At 63.9% G+C, this 15467-nt stretch carries 14 protein-coding genes; 12 read left to right on the top strand and 2 right to left on the bottom strand.

What is annotated here, in order from left to right:
* Nucleotides 1-188 precede the first annotated feature (188 nt).
* From AC07U4_RS20525 to AC07U4_RS20510, 4 genes are all read left to right on the top strand, one after another.
* A complete protein-coding gene (locus AC07U4_RS20525; RefSeq protein WP_495196835.1) occupies nucleotides 189-368 on the top strand; it encodes a type IV toxin-antitoxin system AbiEi family antitoxin domain-containing protein in 180 nt (59 codons plus the stop codon).
* A 73-nt stretch (nucleotides 369-441) separates the two neighbouring features.
* Complete coding sequence (locus AC07U4_RS20520; RefSeq protein WP_495196834.1) at nucleotides 442-2907, top strand: TonB-dependent receptor; 2466 nt, start codon at nucleotides 442-444, stop codon at nucleotides 2905-2907.
* A 7-nt stretch (nucleotides 2908-2914) separates the two neighbouring features.
* Nucleotides 2915-3646, top strand: coding sequence for a tetratricopeptide repeat protein (locus AC07U4_RS20515; RefSeq protein WP_495196833.1), 732 nt, complete (start codon nucleotides 2915-2917; stop codon nucleotides 3644-3646).
* Nucleotides 3640-4323, top strand: a complete 684-nt coding sequence (locus tag AC07U4_RS20510) for a Fe2+-dependent dioxygenase (RefSeq protein ID WP_495196832.1) — start codon at nucleotides 3640-3642, stop codon at nucleotides 4321-4323. The genes AC07U4_RS20515 and AC07U4_RS20510 overlap by 7 nt, the downstream gene beginning before the upstream one ends.
* 68 nt (nucleotides 4324-4391) lie before the next feature.
* Here AC07U4_RS20510 and AC07U4_RS20505 read toward each other — a convergent pair whose 3' ends face one another.
* Nucleotides 4392-5168: a COG4705 family protein gene (locus tag AC07U4_RS20505; protein ID WP_495196831.1), complete on the bottom strand. Its 777-nt coding sequence runs from the start codon at nucleotides 5166-5168 to the stop codon at nucleotides 4392-4394.
* A gap of 121 nt (nucleotides 5169-5289) precedes the next feature.
* Here AC07U4_RS20505 and AC07U4_RS20500 point away from each other — a divergent pair, with 121 nt between their 5' ends.
* Genes AC07U4_RS20500 through AC07U4_RS20480 form a run of 5 tightly spaced genes read left to right on the top strand, consistent with a single transcriptional unit; the run spans nucleotide 5290 to nucleotide 12829 of the window.
* Nucleotides 5290-6285, top strand: a complete 996-nt coding sequence (locus tag AC07U4_RS20500) for an efflux RND transporter periplasmic adaptor subunit (protein ID WP_495196830.1) — start codon at nucleotides 5290-5292, stop codon at nucleotides 6283-6285.
* Nucleotides 6285-9386, top strand: coding sequence for an efflux RND transporter permease subunit (locus AC07U4_RS20495; RefSeq protein WP_495196829.1), 3102 nt, complete (start codon nucleotides 6285-6287; stop codon nucleotides 9384-9386). Before AC07U4_RS20500 ends, AC07U4_RS20495 begins: the two co-directional genes overlap by 1 nt.
* Nucleotides 9383-10759 (top strand): efflux transporter outer membrane subunit, encoded by a 1377-nt coding sequence (locus AC07U4_RS20490; RefSeq protein ID WP_495196828.1) that lies wholly within the window; start codon nucleotides 9383-9385, stop codon nucleotides 10757-10759. Before AC07U4_RS20495 ends, AC07U4_RS20490 begins: the two co-directional genes overlap by 4 nt.
* A gap of 4 nt (nucleotides 10760-10763) precedes the next feature.
* A complete protein-coding gene (locus AC07U4_RS20485) occupies nucleotides 10764-11438 on the top strand; it encodes a response regulator transcription factor (protein WP_495196827.1) in 675 nt (224 codons plus the stop codon).
* Nucleotides 11438-12829 (top strand): sensor histidine kinase, encoded by a 1392-nt coding sequence (locus AC07U4_RS20480; protein ID WP_495196826.1) that lies wholly within the window; start codon nucleotides 11438-11440, stop codon nucleotides 12827-12829. Before AC07U4_RS20485 ends, AC07U4_RS20480 begins: the two co-directional genes overlap by 1 nt.
* Here AC07U4_RS20480 and AC07U4_RS20475 read toward each other — a convergent pair.
* A complete protein-coding gene (locus AC07U4_RS20475; RefSeq protein ID WP_495196825.1) occupies nucleotides 12746-13066 on the bottom strand; it encodes a LysR substrate-binding domain-containing protein in 321 nt (106 codons plus the stop codon). The genes AC07U4_RS20480 and AC07U4_RS20475 overlap by 84 nt on opposite strands.
* A gap of 227 nt (nucleotides 13067-13293) precedes the next feature.
* Between AC07U4_RS20475 and modA the strand changes: the two genes are divergently transcribed.
* From modA to AC07U4_RS20460, 3 genes are read left to right on the top strand one after another with little or no spacing between them, the layout of a single operon-like run.
* On the top strand, nucleotides 13294-14082 hold the full coding sequence (modA, locus tag AC07U4_RS20470) for a molybdate ABC transporter substrate-binding protein (protein ID WP_495196824.1): 789 nt from the start codon (nucleotides 13294-13296) through the stop codon (nucleotides 14080-14082).
* Nucleotides 14083-14091: 9 nt separating this feature from the next.
* Entirely contained in the window at nucleotides 14092-14757 is a 666-nt protein-coding gene (modB, locus tag AC07U4_RS20465) for a molybdate ABC transporter permease subunit (protein WP_495196823.1), read from the top strand.
* Nucleotides 14750-15463: an ABC transporter ATP-binding protein gene (locus AC07U4_RS20460; protein ID WP_495196822.1), complete on the top strand. Its 714-nt coding sequence runs from the start codon at nucleotides 14750-14752 to the stop codon at nucleotides 15461-15463. The genes modB and AC07U4_RS20460 overlap by 8 nt, the downstream gene beginning before the upstream one ends.
* The last annotated feature ends 4 nt before the right edge of the window (nucleotides 15464-15467 follow it).

The following is a 15467-nucleotide window of genomic DNA, read 5'->3' as shown; positions in this document are numbered from 1 at the left end:
CTACCTTCCCCGACCGATTTTTCGCGCCCTAGTGATATTGCGAGCAAATCGCAACAGCCTGTCAGGGGGGGGGGGGCTCACTTGGTTCTGAGCGGATTGGGGTAGGCTCGTTATCGACTTTTTGCGCAGGATACGGTGTAAACAGATGACGGTCGCGGCGTCAGCCACGCGGGAAGTAGGAAATTGGCATGGCTCTCAGTCGGCTTGGTGTGATCAATATGTTGAGCGGGAAAGGCGAGCGTTCCACCGCTGAGCTAGAGGGATGGGGGATCTCGCGACAGTATATAAGTTTGCTGAAGCGCGCCGGGGTCCTGACGCGGGTCCGGCATGGCAGATATTGTCTGGCAGTGCGACACGAGCGGAAGTAGGCGATGAGAGCGACTCTCATTAGCGTTGACAGCGATAACTGTTCGCAATAGGCCCCCCGAAAAGGGGATCTGAATGACCAATCACATGCAGCGCACAAGCGCTTTTCTAGCGCTTTCATGCGTCGGGGCTTTCGCAACCGCTCCCGCTTTTGCCGAGGACAAGGTTACTACCCCAGATCCACAGCAAGCGCATGGTAGTGAGGACATTCTGGTCACTGGTGAGCGGATGCGGCGCGACGCCGATCCGAAAGACGTGGCCCCTGTCGTCAATACCCCACGTTCGATCGTCGAATTGAATGCCCAGACAATCGAGCAGACGGGGTCTGTGTCGTTACAGGACGCGCTTCGAACCGTGCCTGGTATCACTTTCGGTGCGGCGGAGGGGGGCAATCCGGTAGGCGATCGGCCGTTCATCCGCGGCTTTGACAGTCAAGGCTCGATCTATGTCGATGGTGTCCGTGACCTTGGATCACAGAGCCGCGAGGTGTTCGCGGTGGACTCAATCCAGATCGTCCGCGGTTCGGACTCCACGCTGGGTGGTCGCGGCTCCGCTGGCGGCACGATCAACATCATTTCCAAGCTGCCGCAGGCTCGCGATTTTGGAACCGTATCCGGCAGCTATGGCAATGCGGACTTCAAGCGGCTCACCGCTGACCTCAATCTGCGTATTAGCGATATCGCCGCCTTCCGCATCGAGGGCGTCTATCATGACCAGGACGTTGCGGGACGCGACGCCATCTGGTCCAAACGCTGGGGTGTATCGCCGTCTGTGACGATCGGGCTCGGCACACCGACCCGGCTGACCGCGCTATATTACCACTTGGAAACCGACGAGCTACCCGACAGCGGATTGCCCTATCGCTATACGCTGGCCAACGCACCCGGTACCGGTGACATCCGCGTCGAGCCAGTCCTCGGGAGTTTCACGACGCGCGGCGGGGTCACCGGCAATGTTGATCGCTCGACCTTCTACGGCTTGAGAAATCGGGATTTCCGTAAGACGAACACCGACCAAGTGATGCTGCGCGCCGAGCATGATTTCGGAGGTGTAACGCTGCGTAACACCGCCCGCTTCACCGATACCCGGCAGAGCTACATCTTCACACAACCCGACGACAGTCAGGGCAACGTTTTCGGTAACGCGGCGACCAATCCCAACGACGCAGTCGGATCGCTTACCAGCGGCGGTTATGTCTGGCGCCGTGCCAATACCCGTTGGGGTTATACCCAGGGCCTGATCGATCAGACCGACCTGTATGGAACGGTAAAGACGGGCGGGATCGAGCACAGCTTCTCGGTCGGCACCGAATTCGCTTGGGAGAAGACCCGGCGGGGGACGTTCCTGCTGGCGACGGGGGCCACGGTATCGCCTCGCTGCAATACCTCAACGATCGCGCGCTATAACTGCACAAGTCTGTTCACGCCCAACCCGAGCGATCCTTGGGTGAATTACGTCAACGATACCTCCAACACGACCACGCCGATCGTGCGTAGCCCAGTGACCGCAGAGACGCAGAACGACGGTACGACGCAGGCGGCCTACGGCTTCGACTCGATCACGATCGTACCGCAACTGATCCTGAATCTCGGCGCGCGCTACGACCGGTTCAAGTCGACGGCGATCACCGCGCCTACCACGACGACGCAGCTGAGGCTGTCGCGCACCGACAACCTGTTTAATTGGCAAGCGGGCCTCGTCTTCAAGCCGACGGAGCAGACCAGCCTTTACGGCAGCTATGCGACCAGTGCGACGCCCCCGAACAGTTTGCTGGGCGAGGGACGCGAAGACAATGCCCTGCCGACAACGGCTGCTACGACCAATTTCCTCGATCAGCTGAAGCCTCAGAAGACCAAGTCATACGAGCTCGGTGCCAAGGCGAGCCTCGTGGGTGATCGCCTCCAGCTCGGTGCTGCCGTTTTTCAAACCGACATCAGCAATACCCGGGTGCAGGTCGATCCCAACACGATCCAGTTCATCGGGGAAAGTCGCATTCGAGGGTTCGAACTGAACGCCAGCGGGACGATTTTGACCGGCTGGACCGTGTTCGGCGGATACAGCTTCCTCGATACCGAGATTATTGATGGCGGCACCAGCACGCTCACCGCGCCTGCCGTTGGAACACGTCTGGCGCAGGTCGTCTATGTACCGTCCATCAATACGGGTAAGCACCTGCCGCAAACCGCCCGCAACAGCTTCACGGGCACGACCAACGTGACCCTGTTTGGCCGATTGCAGTTGGGCGGTACGGCAATGTACCAGAGCCGGGTCTATGGCGGCTATCAGGATAATCGTTCGGCGGTCCAATCCGCAGCGGGCGTAGTTACCGTCAACCCAGCGACCAAAGTGCTCTATCGCTCTACGCCGGGCTATTGGCGCTTCGACGCACGTGCCAGTGTCGACCTGACGCCGAACGTGTCTGTTGCAGTCAATGCACAGAATCTTACGGACAAGGCCTATTTCAGCCAGACGTTTACGACGCACTATGCTGCGATTGCGCCGGGGCGGACGGTATTCGGTACGGTCAACGTGAAGTTCTGATGGCCGCATGACCGCCCTCGATGCCATGTCCCGCGATGATATCGCCGCCCGCCTTGCCGCTTCACCGGCGGAGCGGGCGGCGTTTCTGCGTGGTGCGGCGGAGCAGGGACATGCCGAAGCACAAACGGTCTACGGGCAGATGCTCCTTGATGGGGTGGGCGTCGCGGTCGATCCTCGAGCAGCGCTTGGCTGGTTCGTGAAGGCTGCCGCGCAGCATCACCTGATGGCGCTGAATATGGTTGGGCGCTGCTATGACCTCGGTTGGGGCGTGGCAGTCGACAAGGCTCGGGCGGCCGATTGCTACCGCGTGGCGGCATCGCGTGGCCTGGTCGAGGCGATCTATAATTACGCAACCCTCCTGACACTCGGACAGGGAGTAGCCGAGGACAAGGTTGCAGCGCTTGCGCTGTTCGAAGAGGCGGCCGCGAAAGGCTATGCCAAGGCGATCAACTATGTTGGCAGCTTCGCGGAAGACGGCTGGGCGTGCGAGCGCGACCTACACCATGCCGCAGCCTGTTACGCGCAGGCAGCGGAGGGTGGAGATTTTCGCGGTGCCTTCAATCATGCGCGAATGCTGGTGATAGAGGGGAAGGTCGCCGAGGCAGGTCGTTGGTTCGGTCGCGCGGTTGAAGATGGTACGCCAGATTTCAGGGCCAAGGTCCTGGCTTGGCTCACTGCCTATAATCTTGCCGAGGTGCGTGCGATCAGCGTCCTACTGTCCGAAGACCGCGCATGCTGATCGCCATTCCCGATCTATTGACGCCTGACGAATTGGCACATGTGCGCCGCCTTCTCGGCTCCGCCGATTGGATCGATGGCAACGCAACCTCCGGCGTTCAGTCCGCGCTTGCGAAGCGCAACGAGCAACTGCCCGAGGGATGTACCGCGGCGCGCGAGGCAGGCGGTATCGTGCTGGATGCGCTCGGGCGGTCGTCATTGTTCATAGCGTCATCGCTTCCACGCAAGGTATTCCCGCCGCTTTTCAACCGTTACGCCGGCGGGCAGAGCTTCGGCACGCATGTCGACAATGCGATCCGCATGCAGCGAGGTACTGATTTCCGGATCCGCAGCGATTTGTCCGCGACCCTCTTTCTCGCCGACCCGGACAGCTATGATGGCGGCGAACTCGTGGTGGAAGAGCAGTTTGGCGAGCAGCGGGTCAAACTACCAGCGGGCCATATGGTCGTATACCCGGCGTCCAGTCTCCACCGTGTCACGCCGGTGACGCGCGGAAGCCGGGTGGCGTCTTTCTTTTGGATCGAATCCATGGTCCGCGATGATGGCGAACGCCGGCTCCTGTTTGAGCTCGATCAGACCACCCAGACTATTGCGGGCAGGCATGGACCGGATGACTCCGCCGCTATCCAGCTGACTGGAATCTACCATAATTTGCTTCGGCGGTGGGCAGACGCATGATCGTACTGATCAGATGATGCGTCTGAAAACGAACGTTCGGCTGGCCGGATAGAGCAACTTGAAGACGGCTATTCGCGCGCTTCGCCGGCCGCCTGGCGCGGCAGTATCGATACCAGTAGCACAATTACAGCCGCGAGCAAGATCGAGGCTAATGGTCGGCTGAAGGCCAGCCCACCGTGATCGATAGGTTTGTCGAGGAAATCGCCGACCGCGGCACCGAGCGGACGAGTGAGGATGAAGGCGGCCCAGAACAGCGCGACGCGGCTGGTTTGTGTCGTGAGGTAAAGGGCGACTAGCAATGCCAGCCCGATTGCGAAGACGCCTGCTGCGCCGATATAGCCGAGCCCGCCAGTGTCCGCGAGCCAATCACCAAGCGCGGTGCCCAACGTCTGTGAGAGCGTGATCGTGATCCAGTAGAAGAGTTCGGCTCGTGGTTCATGGACGGTCTCAACCCAGATCGATCCAAGCGTGTGATACCAGGCGAACAGCGACGCCAGCACCAGAGCCAGCAGCAGCGTCGATCCGCCGGTATAGCCGATCCCCAACGACCGCGTGGCAAAGTCCGCCATGGTCGTACCCGCCGTGGTCGAGGCGACGATCGTCGCCCAATACAGGAAGGGGCGGTAACGATCGGCTCTCATCTGCAAGGCAACGAACAGCACCAGCACGCTCAGGAAGATCGCGCTGCCGACGAGATAGCCGAGGTCCATCGACATGCTGACGGTATCGCCCGCGGTTTCGCCGAGCGTCGTCGCGAGAATCTTGATGATCCAGAAGCCAAGGGTGACGGCCGGGACCTTCACCAGCGTTCTGCGTGCGTCGTCAGACAAGGTCATGATGGGCATCCGTTGGCTAGAGCTCCGATCTACGCCCGGTCGCGTGCCTGACGAAGCCGGACATCGCGACATTGGGATATTGTATAGTTTCCCCAAGTTGCCCCCAACGATGTCCGGGTAGGCGGGATGGATGATCCGTCCGTTCTCGTCGCCCGTATGGCTGTTCCCCACGCTGCTGCTGCACGGCTGCGGCACCGAACCTGCCGCGCCTCTGAAGCCGCCTGCCAAGGCGGAGACCGTCGTTCACGAAGCCGATCTGTTGCGGCTGACGCTTACGCCCGAGGCCGTCAGGCGTCTCGGCATCCGTTCCGCCCGGATTGGTGATGGTGCGACGACGCAGGTCCGCACCACGAGCGGGGAAATCGTCGTACCGCCGATCGGCGCAGCGGGCGTTCCGACCGGCTCGACCAGCAATCTCGCTCAGATCGGCACCGCGCAGGCTGCAGCCGACGGTGAGGTCGCGCGGACACGGGCCTTGGCGCGTCTCGGGCGCATCGCGCTGGACCGGGCGTCGGCCTTGGTTCGCGAGGAAGCCGGCAGCGTCCGCGCGCGTGACGAGGCGGCAGCGGCACTCGCTACGGCGAACGCCGCGGCGTACGCCGCTGTCGCGCAGCGCCGCCTGCTCGGCCCGCCCGTGGCAGCGATGGCGAATCCCGGAACGGTATGGGTGCGCGTGCCGGTCTTCGGCAGCGACGTCGCCGATGTCGCGCGCGGCGCATCGGCGATCGTCCGGCCACTCGGCGACCAAACCACCGCACCTCGATCGGCACGACCGGTGCAGGCGCCGCCTTCCGCCAATGCCGTCGCCGGCACCGTCGATATGTTCTTCGCGCTCGACAATCGCGACCGGGCGTGGCGCGTAGGCCAGCGGGTCGCGGTCGCTTTGCCGCTTGGAGGTACGGCGCAGGGAATGGCAATCCCGGCCGCAGCGATCGTACGCGACATCTATGGCGGCGAATGGGTCTATCGCCGTTCCGCGCCCGACAGCTTCGTTCGCCAGCGGATCGAGGTGGCGAGTGTCGATGGTGGCCGGGCAATCCTGTCGCGGGGGCTGGAACGTGGTGCGGAGGTCGTCACCGACGGCGCGGCCGAGCTGTTCGGCACCGAGTTCGGGACGCCCCACTGATGCTGGCCTGGCTCGTTCGTGCCGCGCTGACGCAGCGCGTGCTGGTGCTGGCCTGTGCCGCACTGCTCGTCGTCCTCGGACTGCGCGCAAGCGGCAACGTGCCGCTCGACGTTTTCCCGGAGTTCGCTCCGCCGATCGTGGAAATCCAGACCGAGGCCCCCGGTCTGTCTACCGAGGAGGTCGAGAGCCTAATCACGGTGCCAATCGAGACGCAGGTCAACGGCGTGCCGGGGCTCGCCACGCTGCGGTCGAAGTCGGTGCTCGGTCTGTCGTCGGTACAGATCCTGTTTGATCGTGGCACCGACGTGATCCGCGCCCGACAGCTGGTACAGGAACGCGTCGCGCAGGTGCAGGCACGCCTCCCTGTCGCTGCACGCCCGCCGGTCATGCTGGCGCCGTTGTCGTCAACCAGTCGGGCGATGAAGATCGGTATCTCGTCGACCAAGCTCGACCAGATGCGATTGTCCGAGCTGGCGCGCTGGACGATCAGACCGCGGTTGATGGCGGTGCCCGGCGTCGCCAATATCGCGATCTGGGGCCTGCGCGACCGCCAGCTCCAAATTCTCGTCGATCCAGATCGGCTGCGCGCGGCCGGCGTCACGCTCGCGGAAGTACGTGCCGCGGCGGGCGATGCGGTGTTGATCGGCGGGGGCGGGTTCGTCGACACCGCCCAGCAGCGCCTGGCAGTCCAGCAGACCAGCGCTATCCAGAGCGCATCCGATCTCGCCCAGGCGATCGTCAAGCAAAGCGGCGAGGCGCCGGTGCGGATTGGCGACGTCGCGCGCGTCGTAGACGGCTATGCTGCGCCTATCGGCAACGCGATCATCGACGACGGTCCAGGCCTGATGCTAATCGTCGAGAAGCAGCCGACCGGCAACACGCTCCAGCTTACCCGTGCGGTCGAAGCGGCCATCGCCGAGCTGAAGCCGGGGCTTAAGGACGTGAAGATCGATACCACGATCTTCCGTCCGGCGACCTTCATCGACCGCTCGATCGACAATCTGACGCGCGCGCTGATGATCGGCTGCCTGCTGGTGGCCATCGTGCTGTTCGTGTTCACCCGCGACTGGCGACAGGCGGTCATCAGCCTCGTTGCAATACCGCTGTCGCTGCTCGGCGCGGGGCTCGTGCTGTTGTGGAGTGGGGCGACGATCAACACGATGGTGATCGCGGGCCTGGTCATCGCACTCGGGGAAGTGGTCGACGACGCGATCATCGACGTCGAGAACATTGCGCGCCGGCTGCGGCTCAACCGCGAGGCAGGCAATCCGCTATCCGCGTTCGACGTGGTTCTGTCGGCATCGCTGGAGGTGCGGTCGGCGGTGGTGTTCGCCTCGCTGATCGTGATGTTGGTGTTCCTGCCGATCTTCTTTCTCGGCGGGGTGGCGGGCACGTTCTTCCAGCCGCTGGCGATCGCCTATGTACTGGCGATCGGCGCGTCGCTGCTGGTCGCACTCGTCGTGACTCCGGCACTGTGCCTGTTCCTGCTGCCCAACGCCCCCCTCAAGGCGGAGCGCGACACGCGGATCGCCGGTGCCCTGAAGCGCCGCTATGCCGGCGTGCTGCCGAGGATGGTGGCGCGACCCGCGCTTGCGATGGGCATCGTGGCGGGTGGGCTGTTGCTGGCAGGCGTCGGCTATGCCTCGTTCAAGGACCAATTCTTGCCCGATTTCCGGGAAACCGACTTCCTGATGCACTTCGTCGAGAAGCCGGGCACCTCGATAGAGGCAATGGACCGGATCACGATCCGTGCCTCGAAGGAGCTGCGCAGCATCCCGGGTGTCCGCAATTTCGGCGCGCATATCGGTCGAGCCGAGGCGGCGGACGAGGTGGTGGGGCCGAACTTCACCGAACTCTGGATCAGCCTCGACGAGAAGGCGCCCTATGATGCGAGCGTCGCACGCATCAAGGCGGTGATCGACGGCTATCCGGGTCTCTACCGCGACGTGCTGACCTATTTGCGCGAGCGTATCAAGGAAGTGCTGTCCGGCGCTGGGGCGACCGTCGTCGTCCGCATCTTCGGTCCCGATCAGGTCGAGCTGCGCGCCGCGGCCGAGCGGGTACGCGCGAAGGTCGCAGGCGTTGCCGGCGTCGCCGATCTGCGGGTCGAGCAACAGGTGCTCGTGCCGCAAATCCAGGTCGTGCCGCGTCCGGCCGACCTGGCGACGCTGGGCCTGACCGCCGGGGAGGTGCGGCGTCAGGCGCAGACGTTGGTGGCAGGACAGAAGCTGGGCGAGATCTACCGCGACCAGAAATCGTTCGATGTCGCGCTGTGGGGAGAGCCGACGATCCGCGGCGACCTGCACACGCTGGCCGACCTGATGATCCAGACGCCTGCCGGCGCTCCCGTCCGCCTGCGCAATGTCGCCGATGTCCGTGTCGTCCCTGCGCCTAACGAGGTGAAACGCGAAAACGGTCAGCGGCGCATCGATGTGACGCTGAACGTCGCCGGTGCCGACCTGGGCTCTGTCGCCCGCGGGGTCGAGGCTGCGGTCGCGCAGGTGCCGTTCGCAACCGGCTATCACCCGAAGGTAATGGGCGAATATGCGTCGTTGAAAGAGTCGCGGCAGCGGTTGTGGACCACCGGGTTGCTCTGCCTGATCGGCATCCTGCTGCTGGTGTGGATGGAGTTCCGCTCGACCCGCATCACCGCGCTGGTCGGTCTCAGTCTGCCGTTCGCGCTGGTGGGAGGGGTCGTCGGCGTCGCGCTGACCGGAGGGGTGTTGTCGCTGGGGTCGCTCGTCGGGTTCGTCACCGTCATCGGCATCTCGGCGCGCAACGGGATCATGCTCCTGTCGCATTATGCCCATTTGCGCCGGCATGAAGGCGAGGCGTTCGGACCGGCGCTGATCCTGCGCGGGGCAGAAGAGCGGCTGATCCCGATCCTGATGACCGCAGCATGCGCGGGGCTCGCGCTCGTACCGTTGATTGTCGCCGGCAACGCGCCGGGGCACGAGATCGAACATCCCATGGCGATCGTGATCCTGGGGGGCCTGGTGTCCTCTACCGCGCTCAACCTGTTCCTGATGCCCGCGCTCTATGCCCGCTTCGGCCGGGAGAAGGACGCGGCGCGTGTCACCACCACGGACGTGCCGGCATGAAGCGCTTCGCCCTCCTCACGGTCCTGAGCCTGTCCGGCTGCATGACCGCCCCAACGCCTCCGCCGACGACTGCCCCCGCCAGTGCTACGGGAGCCTTCGCGCCCTTGCCAACAGCCTCGATCGCACCAGTCCCGGACGATTGGTGGCGGCTGTACGATGACCAGGTGCTCGATGCGCTCGTGCAGGCGAGCCTTGCCGCCAATGCCGATCTTCGCGTCGCCTATGCCAACCTCGACGGTGCCCGTGCCGCACTCCGGCAGGCGCAGGCTGCGCGATTGCCGCAGACGACGATCGAAAGCGGACTGACGGTCGATGGCACCGCGAGCCAGCCAAGCGCCTCCTCCAACGTCCCCACGACCGATTACGATCTGGCGCTCACCGCCAGTTGGGATGCGGATCTGTTCGGACGGCTTCGGTCATCGGCATTGGCCGCTCGCGCCGATGCCCAAGCACAAGCTGCGGCCCTGGATGGGCTGCGTGTCGCGGTCGTGGCCGATACGGTCCTCGCCTATGTCGATCTATGCGGCGCAACCCAGGTACTAAGAGTCGCCGACGAGCAGATCCGGGTGCAGTCGCGCTCCGTGGCGCTGGTCCGCGACCAGCTTGCCGCGGGTGAAGTCTCTCCACTGGAAGTGTCGCAAGCAGCCAGCCTGCTGGAAACGACACGCGCGACGCGCGCACCGTTTGAGGCGGCACAGGCCAACGCCCGCTATCGGCTGGCGACATTGCAGGGACGCCCGCCTGCCGAGGCACGATCCGCCAACGTCACGTGCCCGCGCCCACCCGCCTTGCGAACTGTTGCCCCGGTGGGCGATGGACAGGCGCTACTCCTAAGGCGTCCCGACATCCGGGAGGCAGAGCGCCGACTGGCAGCGGCAGCGGCCCGGATCGGAGTGGCGCGTGCCGACCTGTATCCACGCGTCAATCTGGGCGGGGCGATCGGCCTGCTGACCGGCGGTTTCGCAGCGACCGCTGCCCCTTTGGTCAGCTGGGCCTTCCCCAATCAGGCACCCGCTCGTGCCCGGCTGGCACAGGCGCGGGCGACCGAGCGGGCGGCGCTGGCCGGATGGGACGTCGCAGTGTTGCGGGCGCTCCGCGAGGTCGAAACCTCACTCGCCGCCTATGATGCCGAGACCCGTCGCAACCAGGCGCTCGTCACGGCGCGGACGCAGGCCGACCTGTATGCGCGGCGTGCCGCTGCCCGCGTGCGGCTGGGCGACGCCGCATTTCTGATCCAGCTCGACGCACAGCGGACGGCCGCCTCGGCCAGCCTCGCCCAGGCGCAATCCGACCTTGCGGTTGCCCAAGGGCAAGTCGCGCTGTTCCGCGTGCTCGGCGGAGGGTGGCGGACCGGCGCGCCTGCGATAGAATGACCCCATGCGTATCCTAATCGTCGAAGACGACGCCGAAACCGGCCGTTTCATCGGCAAGGGACTGACCGAACTGGGCCATCACGTTTCGCTTAGCGGTGACGGGCGCGACGGCCTGTTCCAAGCGACCGAAGGTGGGTTCGGCGCGCTGATCGTCGACCGCATGCTGCCCGGTCTCGACGGCCTGTCGCTGGTCAGGGCACTACGCGCGGCAGGCGACATGACGCCCGTGCTGATGCTGACTGCGATCGGCGGCCTGGCCGATCGCGTGGAGGGGATCGAGGGCGGGGCGGACGACTATCTTGTCAAACCCTTCGCCTTTACCGAGCTGGCCGCCCGAGTACAGGCGCTCGGGCGCCGGCATGCAACAGCGGTCGAACCGGCGACACTGGTCGTCGGCGACATCAGCCTCGACTTTCACCGGCGCACGGTCGTGCGCGCTGGCCGGCGCGTGACGCTGCAGCCGCGCGAATTCACGCTGCTGGCGGAACTGATGCGCAACCCGCGGCGGGTCATGACCCGCACGATGCTCCTCGAGCGCGTCTGGGATTTCGACTTCGATCCCAAGACCAACATCGTCGAGACGCACCTGAGCCGACTACGGAGCAAGCTCAATGCCGGCTTCGACGACGATGCGATCGAGACGGTGCGCGGCGCCGGCTACATGATCCGGGGCGGGTGATGCTGGCCGGAACAAAGCGCTGGTGGCGCACGACGTTCGGTCTAGTCGCGATCGTGGCGTTGGGGTTCGCACTGGCGACACTGGCGATCGGGGTCGTAGCGTTCGAAACGACGCATGAGGCGTTGGAACAGCAGCTCGATCACCGAATTGCCACCGAGACACAGGCGCTGATCGACGAGGGCGATGACGGCTCGGCGGGCGTTGCTAATGCCATTCGGCGACGCGAAGCAGCACAAGGGGCCGGTAGTCTCGACTATCGTCTGATCGGGCCGGACGGCGCCGTGATCGCCGGACGTCTCGATGCCGAGGCTCCGGGGAAGGCGGGCTATGTCGAGTTGCTGCCCTACGAACGCGGCGGTGAAGAACGGGTCGCGCAATCGCTCACCACGATCCTGCCCGGTGGGCATCGCTTGCTGGTCGCGGCCGATCGCGCCGTCATCGACGACATGGACGCGACACTCATGCGGCTCTTCGCAGGTGCCTTTGGAGCGATGCTCGCGCTCGGCATCGCGGCGGCGTGGATCGTAGGCCTCGTCACCCGCAAGCGCCTCGCGCGGATCGATCGGACCGCGCTTGCCATCATCGATGGCGACTTGTCGCTACGGATGCCACTTGGCGGCACCAACGACGAGTTCGACCGCGTCAGCGCTACCCTCAACCGGATGCTCGATCGCATAGGGCTGTTGATGGACAATCTTCGTCAGGTCTCGAGTGACGTAGCGCATGACCTGCGCACGCCCCTCACGCGGTTGCATAACCGCCTGGAGGAGGCGCTGGCGACGGAAGCACGCGAGGATCAGCGTGCCGCGATTCTCGCTGCAACGGATCAATCGCGCGAACTCCTCGATATCTTCGGCGCTTTACTGCGGATCGCCGAGGTCGAGGGGCAGGCCGCTCGGACCCACTTCCAGCGTGTCGACCTCAGTGCGCTGATCGACAATGTCGTCGAGACCTACGTTCCCGACCTGGAGACCAATGGCCATTGTTTGACGACGAGGATTACGCCCGCGCTGACAATCGCCGGCGATCGGCGCCTCCTCCAGCAGCTTGTCGCCAACCTGCTCGACAATATTCTGACGCATGCGTCGGCGGGTGCCGGGGTCCTCATCGAACTTGCACCGATACCCCGCGGCGTACGTCTTGTAGTATCAAACGACAGCCCCGGCTTACCCGTTGGCGATGTGGACCATCTCTTCCGGCGATTTTCACGTGGTGAAGCGAGCAGGTCTAAGGCGGGACATGGGCTCGGCCTCACACTGGTTCGAGCGATAACTGAGGCTCATCGTGGTCAAGCAACTATCCAAACGTCATCGGGTTTTGCTGTCATCCTTTATTTGCACGAAGACGAGGATGTTTGGGATCCGAGCGGAACAGCACAACGATTGCTGTGACCAGCCGTGTCGTGATTCGATTTTATGCCACAAGGCCGTCATGGTCACAGGACTGGAATTCCAATCCGGCAGTACCCTGACGAGCCGTCCGTCCTGCATCGGCTCGTCGACGAGAAACGTCGGCAGATTGGCGGCACCAAGACCGGCGAGCGCCGCGTCGACAACAACCGTCTGCCGGTTGGCCGAAAACACGATATCAGGTTGCACGGTGACGTCGGCGCCATCCGTCAGATACATCCTGCGCTATACGGCTTATGGGCGTTCTAATTTCCGGATTTCGGTCGGGAAGGCCCCGGCTTTCTCGCGGGCTGTTCCTGATGAAGGACCGGGCGTTCAAGAATGCCTTAGGGGATTCGGCGATCGGGAAGTGATCGACTAGCTCGAACATCCCAGCGCATGTTGTATTTGACAGGTCGTTCCAGGCGTGGCGATGTATACCGCAAAATATAACAACCGAGGCGCTCATGAAGCCACTTTCTCGAATTTCCCGCCGTGTTCTTCTGGTCGGGCTAACGCTGGGCCTCGCAGCGCCGGCAGCGGCGCAAGACGTGCCCAATATCGCGGCCGCGGCGGACTTGCGTGTGGCGCTGACCGATGTCGCAGCAGCATTCAAGCGCGATACCGGACAGGAGGTGAAGCTGACGTTCGGGTCATCCGGCACCTTCTTCCAGCAGATACGGCAGGGCGCGCCGTTCCAGCTCTTTCTCTCGGCCGATGAGCAGTATGCGACCGATCTTGCCCGTGCCGGCAAGACCGTAAATGCGGGCACGCTCTACGCGATCGGGCGTCTTGCTGTGGTTGCACCAAAGGGCTCTCCGCTGACGCTCGACAGCAACCTTATCGGCCTGCGCAACGCCCTCGCCCGTGGGCAGATTACCCGGTTCGCCATCGCCAACCCTGAGCATGCTCCCTACGGGGCGAGGGCACGTGAGGCGCTGCTGCATGCCAAGCTATGGCAACCGCTCGCCAGCAAACTGGTGTTGGGAGAGAACGTATCCCAAGCGCTGCAATTCGCGATCGCGGGCGGTGCCCAGGGCGGCATCGTCTCTTATGCTCTGGTGCTCGACCCCACATTCGCGGCTCGCGCAAGCTACAAGCTGCTGCCCGCGACGTGGCACAAGCCGCTCCGCCAACGGATGGTTCTGATCAAGGGGGCCAGTCCGACTGCGCAGCGGTTCTACAGCTACGTTCAGCAACCCGCTGCACGTCGCATCCTGGTGCGGTACGGATTTGCCCTTCCCGGCGAGCGTTGATCGCGGCGGATGGACTGGCAGGCGCTCCGCTTATCGCTGTGGCTCGGCCTTCTGACGATTGCAGTGTTGTTGCCCGTGGCGATCGTCGCCGGGCGGTGGCTTGCAACCACGCGACTGCGGGGGCGTGCGCTGATTGAAGCAGCGTTGACGCTACCTCTCGTTCTGCCCCCAACCGTTATCGGTTTCTATCTTCTGGTCGGCATGGGGCCTGACTCCCCGATTGGCCGTGTCTGGCAGGCACTGTTTGGAGGCGCGTTGGTATTCAGCTTTCAAGGCGTGCTGGTCGCATCGGTGATCGTCAATCTGCCCTTCGCGATCCAGCCCGCGCAGCGGGCATTTGAAGCGATCAGCCAGGAGCTACGCGATGCGTCGGCAACGTGCGGTCATTCGCGCTGGCAGACCTTCCGGCGTATAGAGCTGCCGTTGGCATGGCCTGGTATCGTCACTGGCGCCGTATTGGCGTTTGCCCATACGCTGGGTGAGTTCGGCGTCGTGTTGATGGTAGGCGGCTCGCTGCCCGGCGAAACGCGGACGCTGGCGCTGTCTATCTATGACCGAGTGCAGGCATTCGACAATGCGGCCGCTGCCCGCATGGCGGCGGTGCTGATGGGGATATCGCTGATTGCGGTGACGATCAGCTTCATCCTGACGGGGCGTAAGCGACGGCATGGCTGACGGCCTGGATGTCTGCATAAGAGCCACCACGCCGATCGAGATCGACGTGGCGTTCCGGGTTCACGCGCGTGAGACGCTCGCGCTGATCGGCCCCTCGGGCGCGGGGAAATCCACGATCCTACGAACGATCGCGGGGCTGCACCGCGTTCCAGAAGGTGCAATCCGGGCAGATGGCGACACGTGGCTCGATACCGCGGCCCGAATCGAGCTAGCTGCCTCTCAGCGGCATGCTGGCATCGTGTTTCAGTCCTATGCGCTCTTTCCGCACCTCACTGCCGGACAGAATATTATGGAAGCAATGCTTGACCGGCCGCGTGTTGACCGCCGGCACCGTGCAGACGCCCTTCTGAAGCGTGTTCACCTTGAAGGGCTCGGCGATCGCCTGCCTGCTACATTATCTGGGGGGCAGCAGCAGCGGGTCGCACTCGCGCGGGCACTTGCTAGAAGCCCCAAAATCCTGCTGCTTGATGAACCCTTCTCGGCGGTCGATCGGCCGACGCGCCGATCCCTCCACCAGCTTTTGAGAGAGCTCCGGTCGGAAACACCGCTCCCGATCATCTTCATCACCCACGACATCGAGGATGCTTTGGCGAGTGCTGATCGCTTATGCCTGATCGAAGCCGGAAAAATTACAGCCGACGTGGAGGCGAGCCGGATGGCCACGGAACGTGATAGCCGATTGTCAGCCTGGCTAAATGACGTCTGATTTA

It is taken from the genome of Sphingomonas sp. GW821-FHT02B09 (assembly GCF_059421875.1).
Note: the sequence above shows the minus strand (reverse complement) of the source record. Positions and strands in the feature narration are given on the sequence as shown.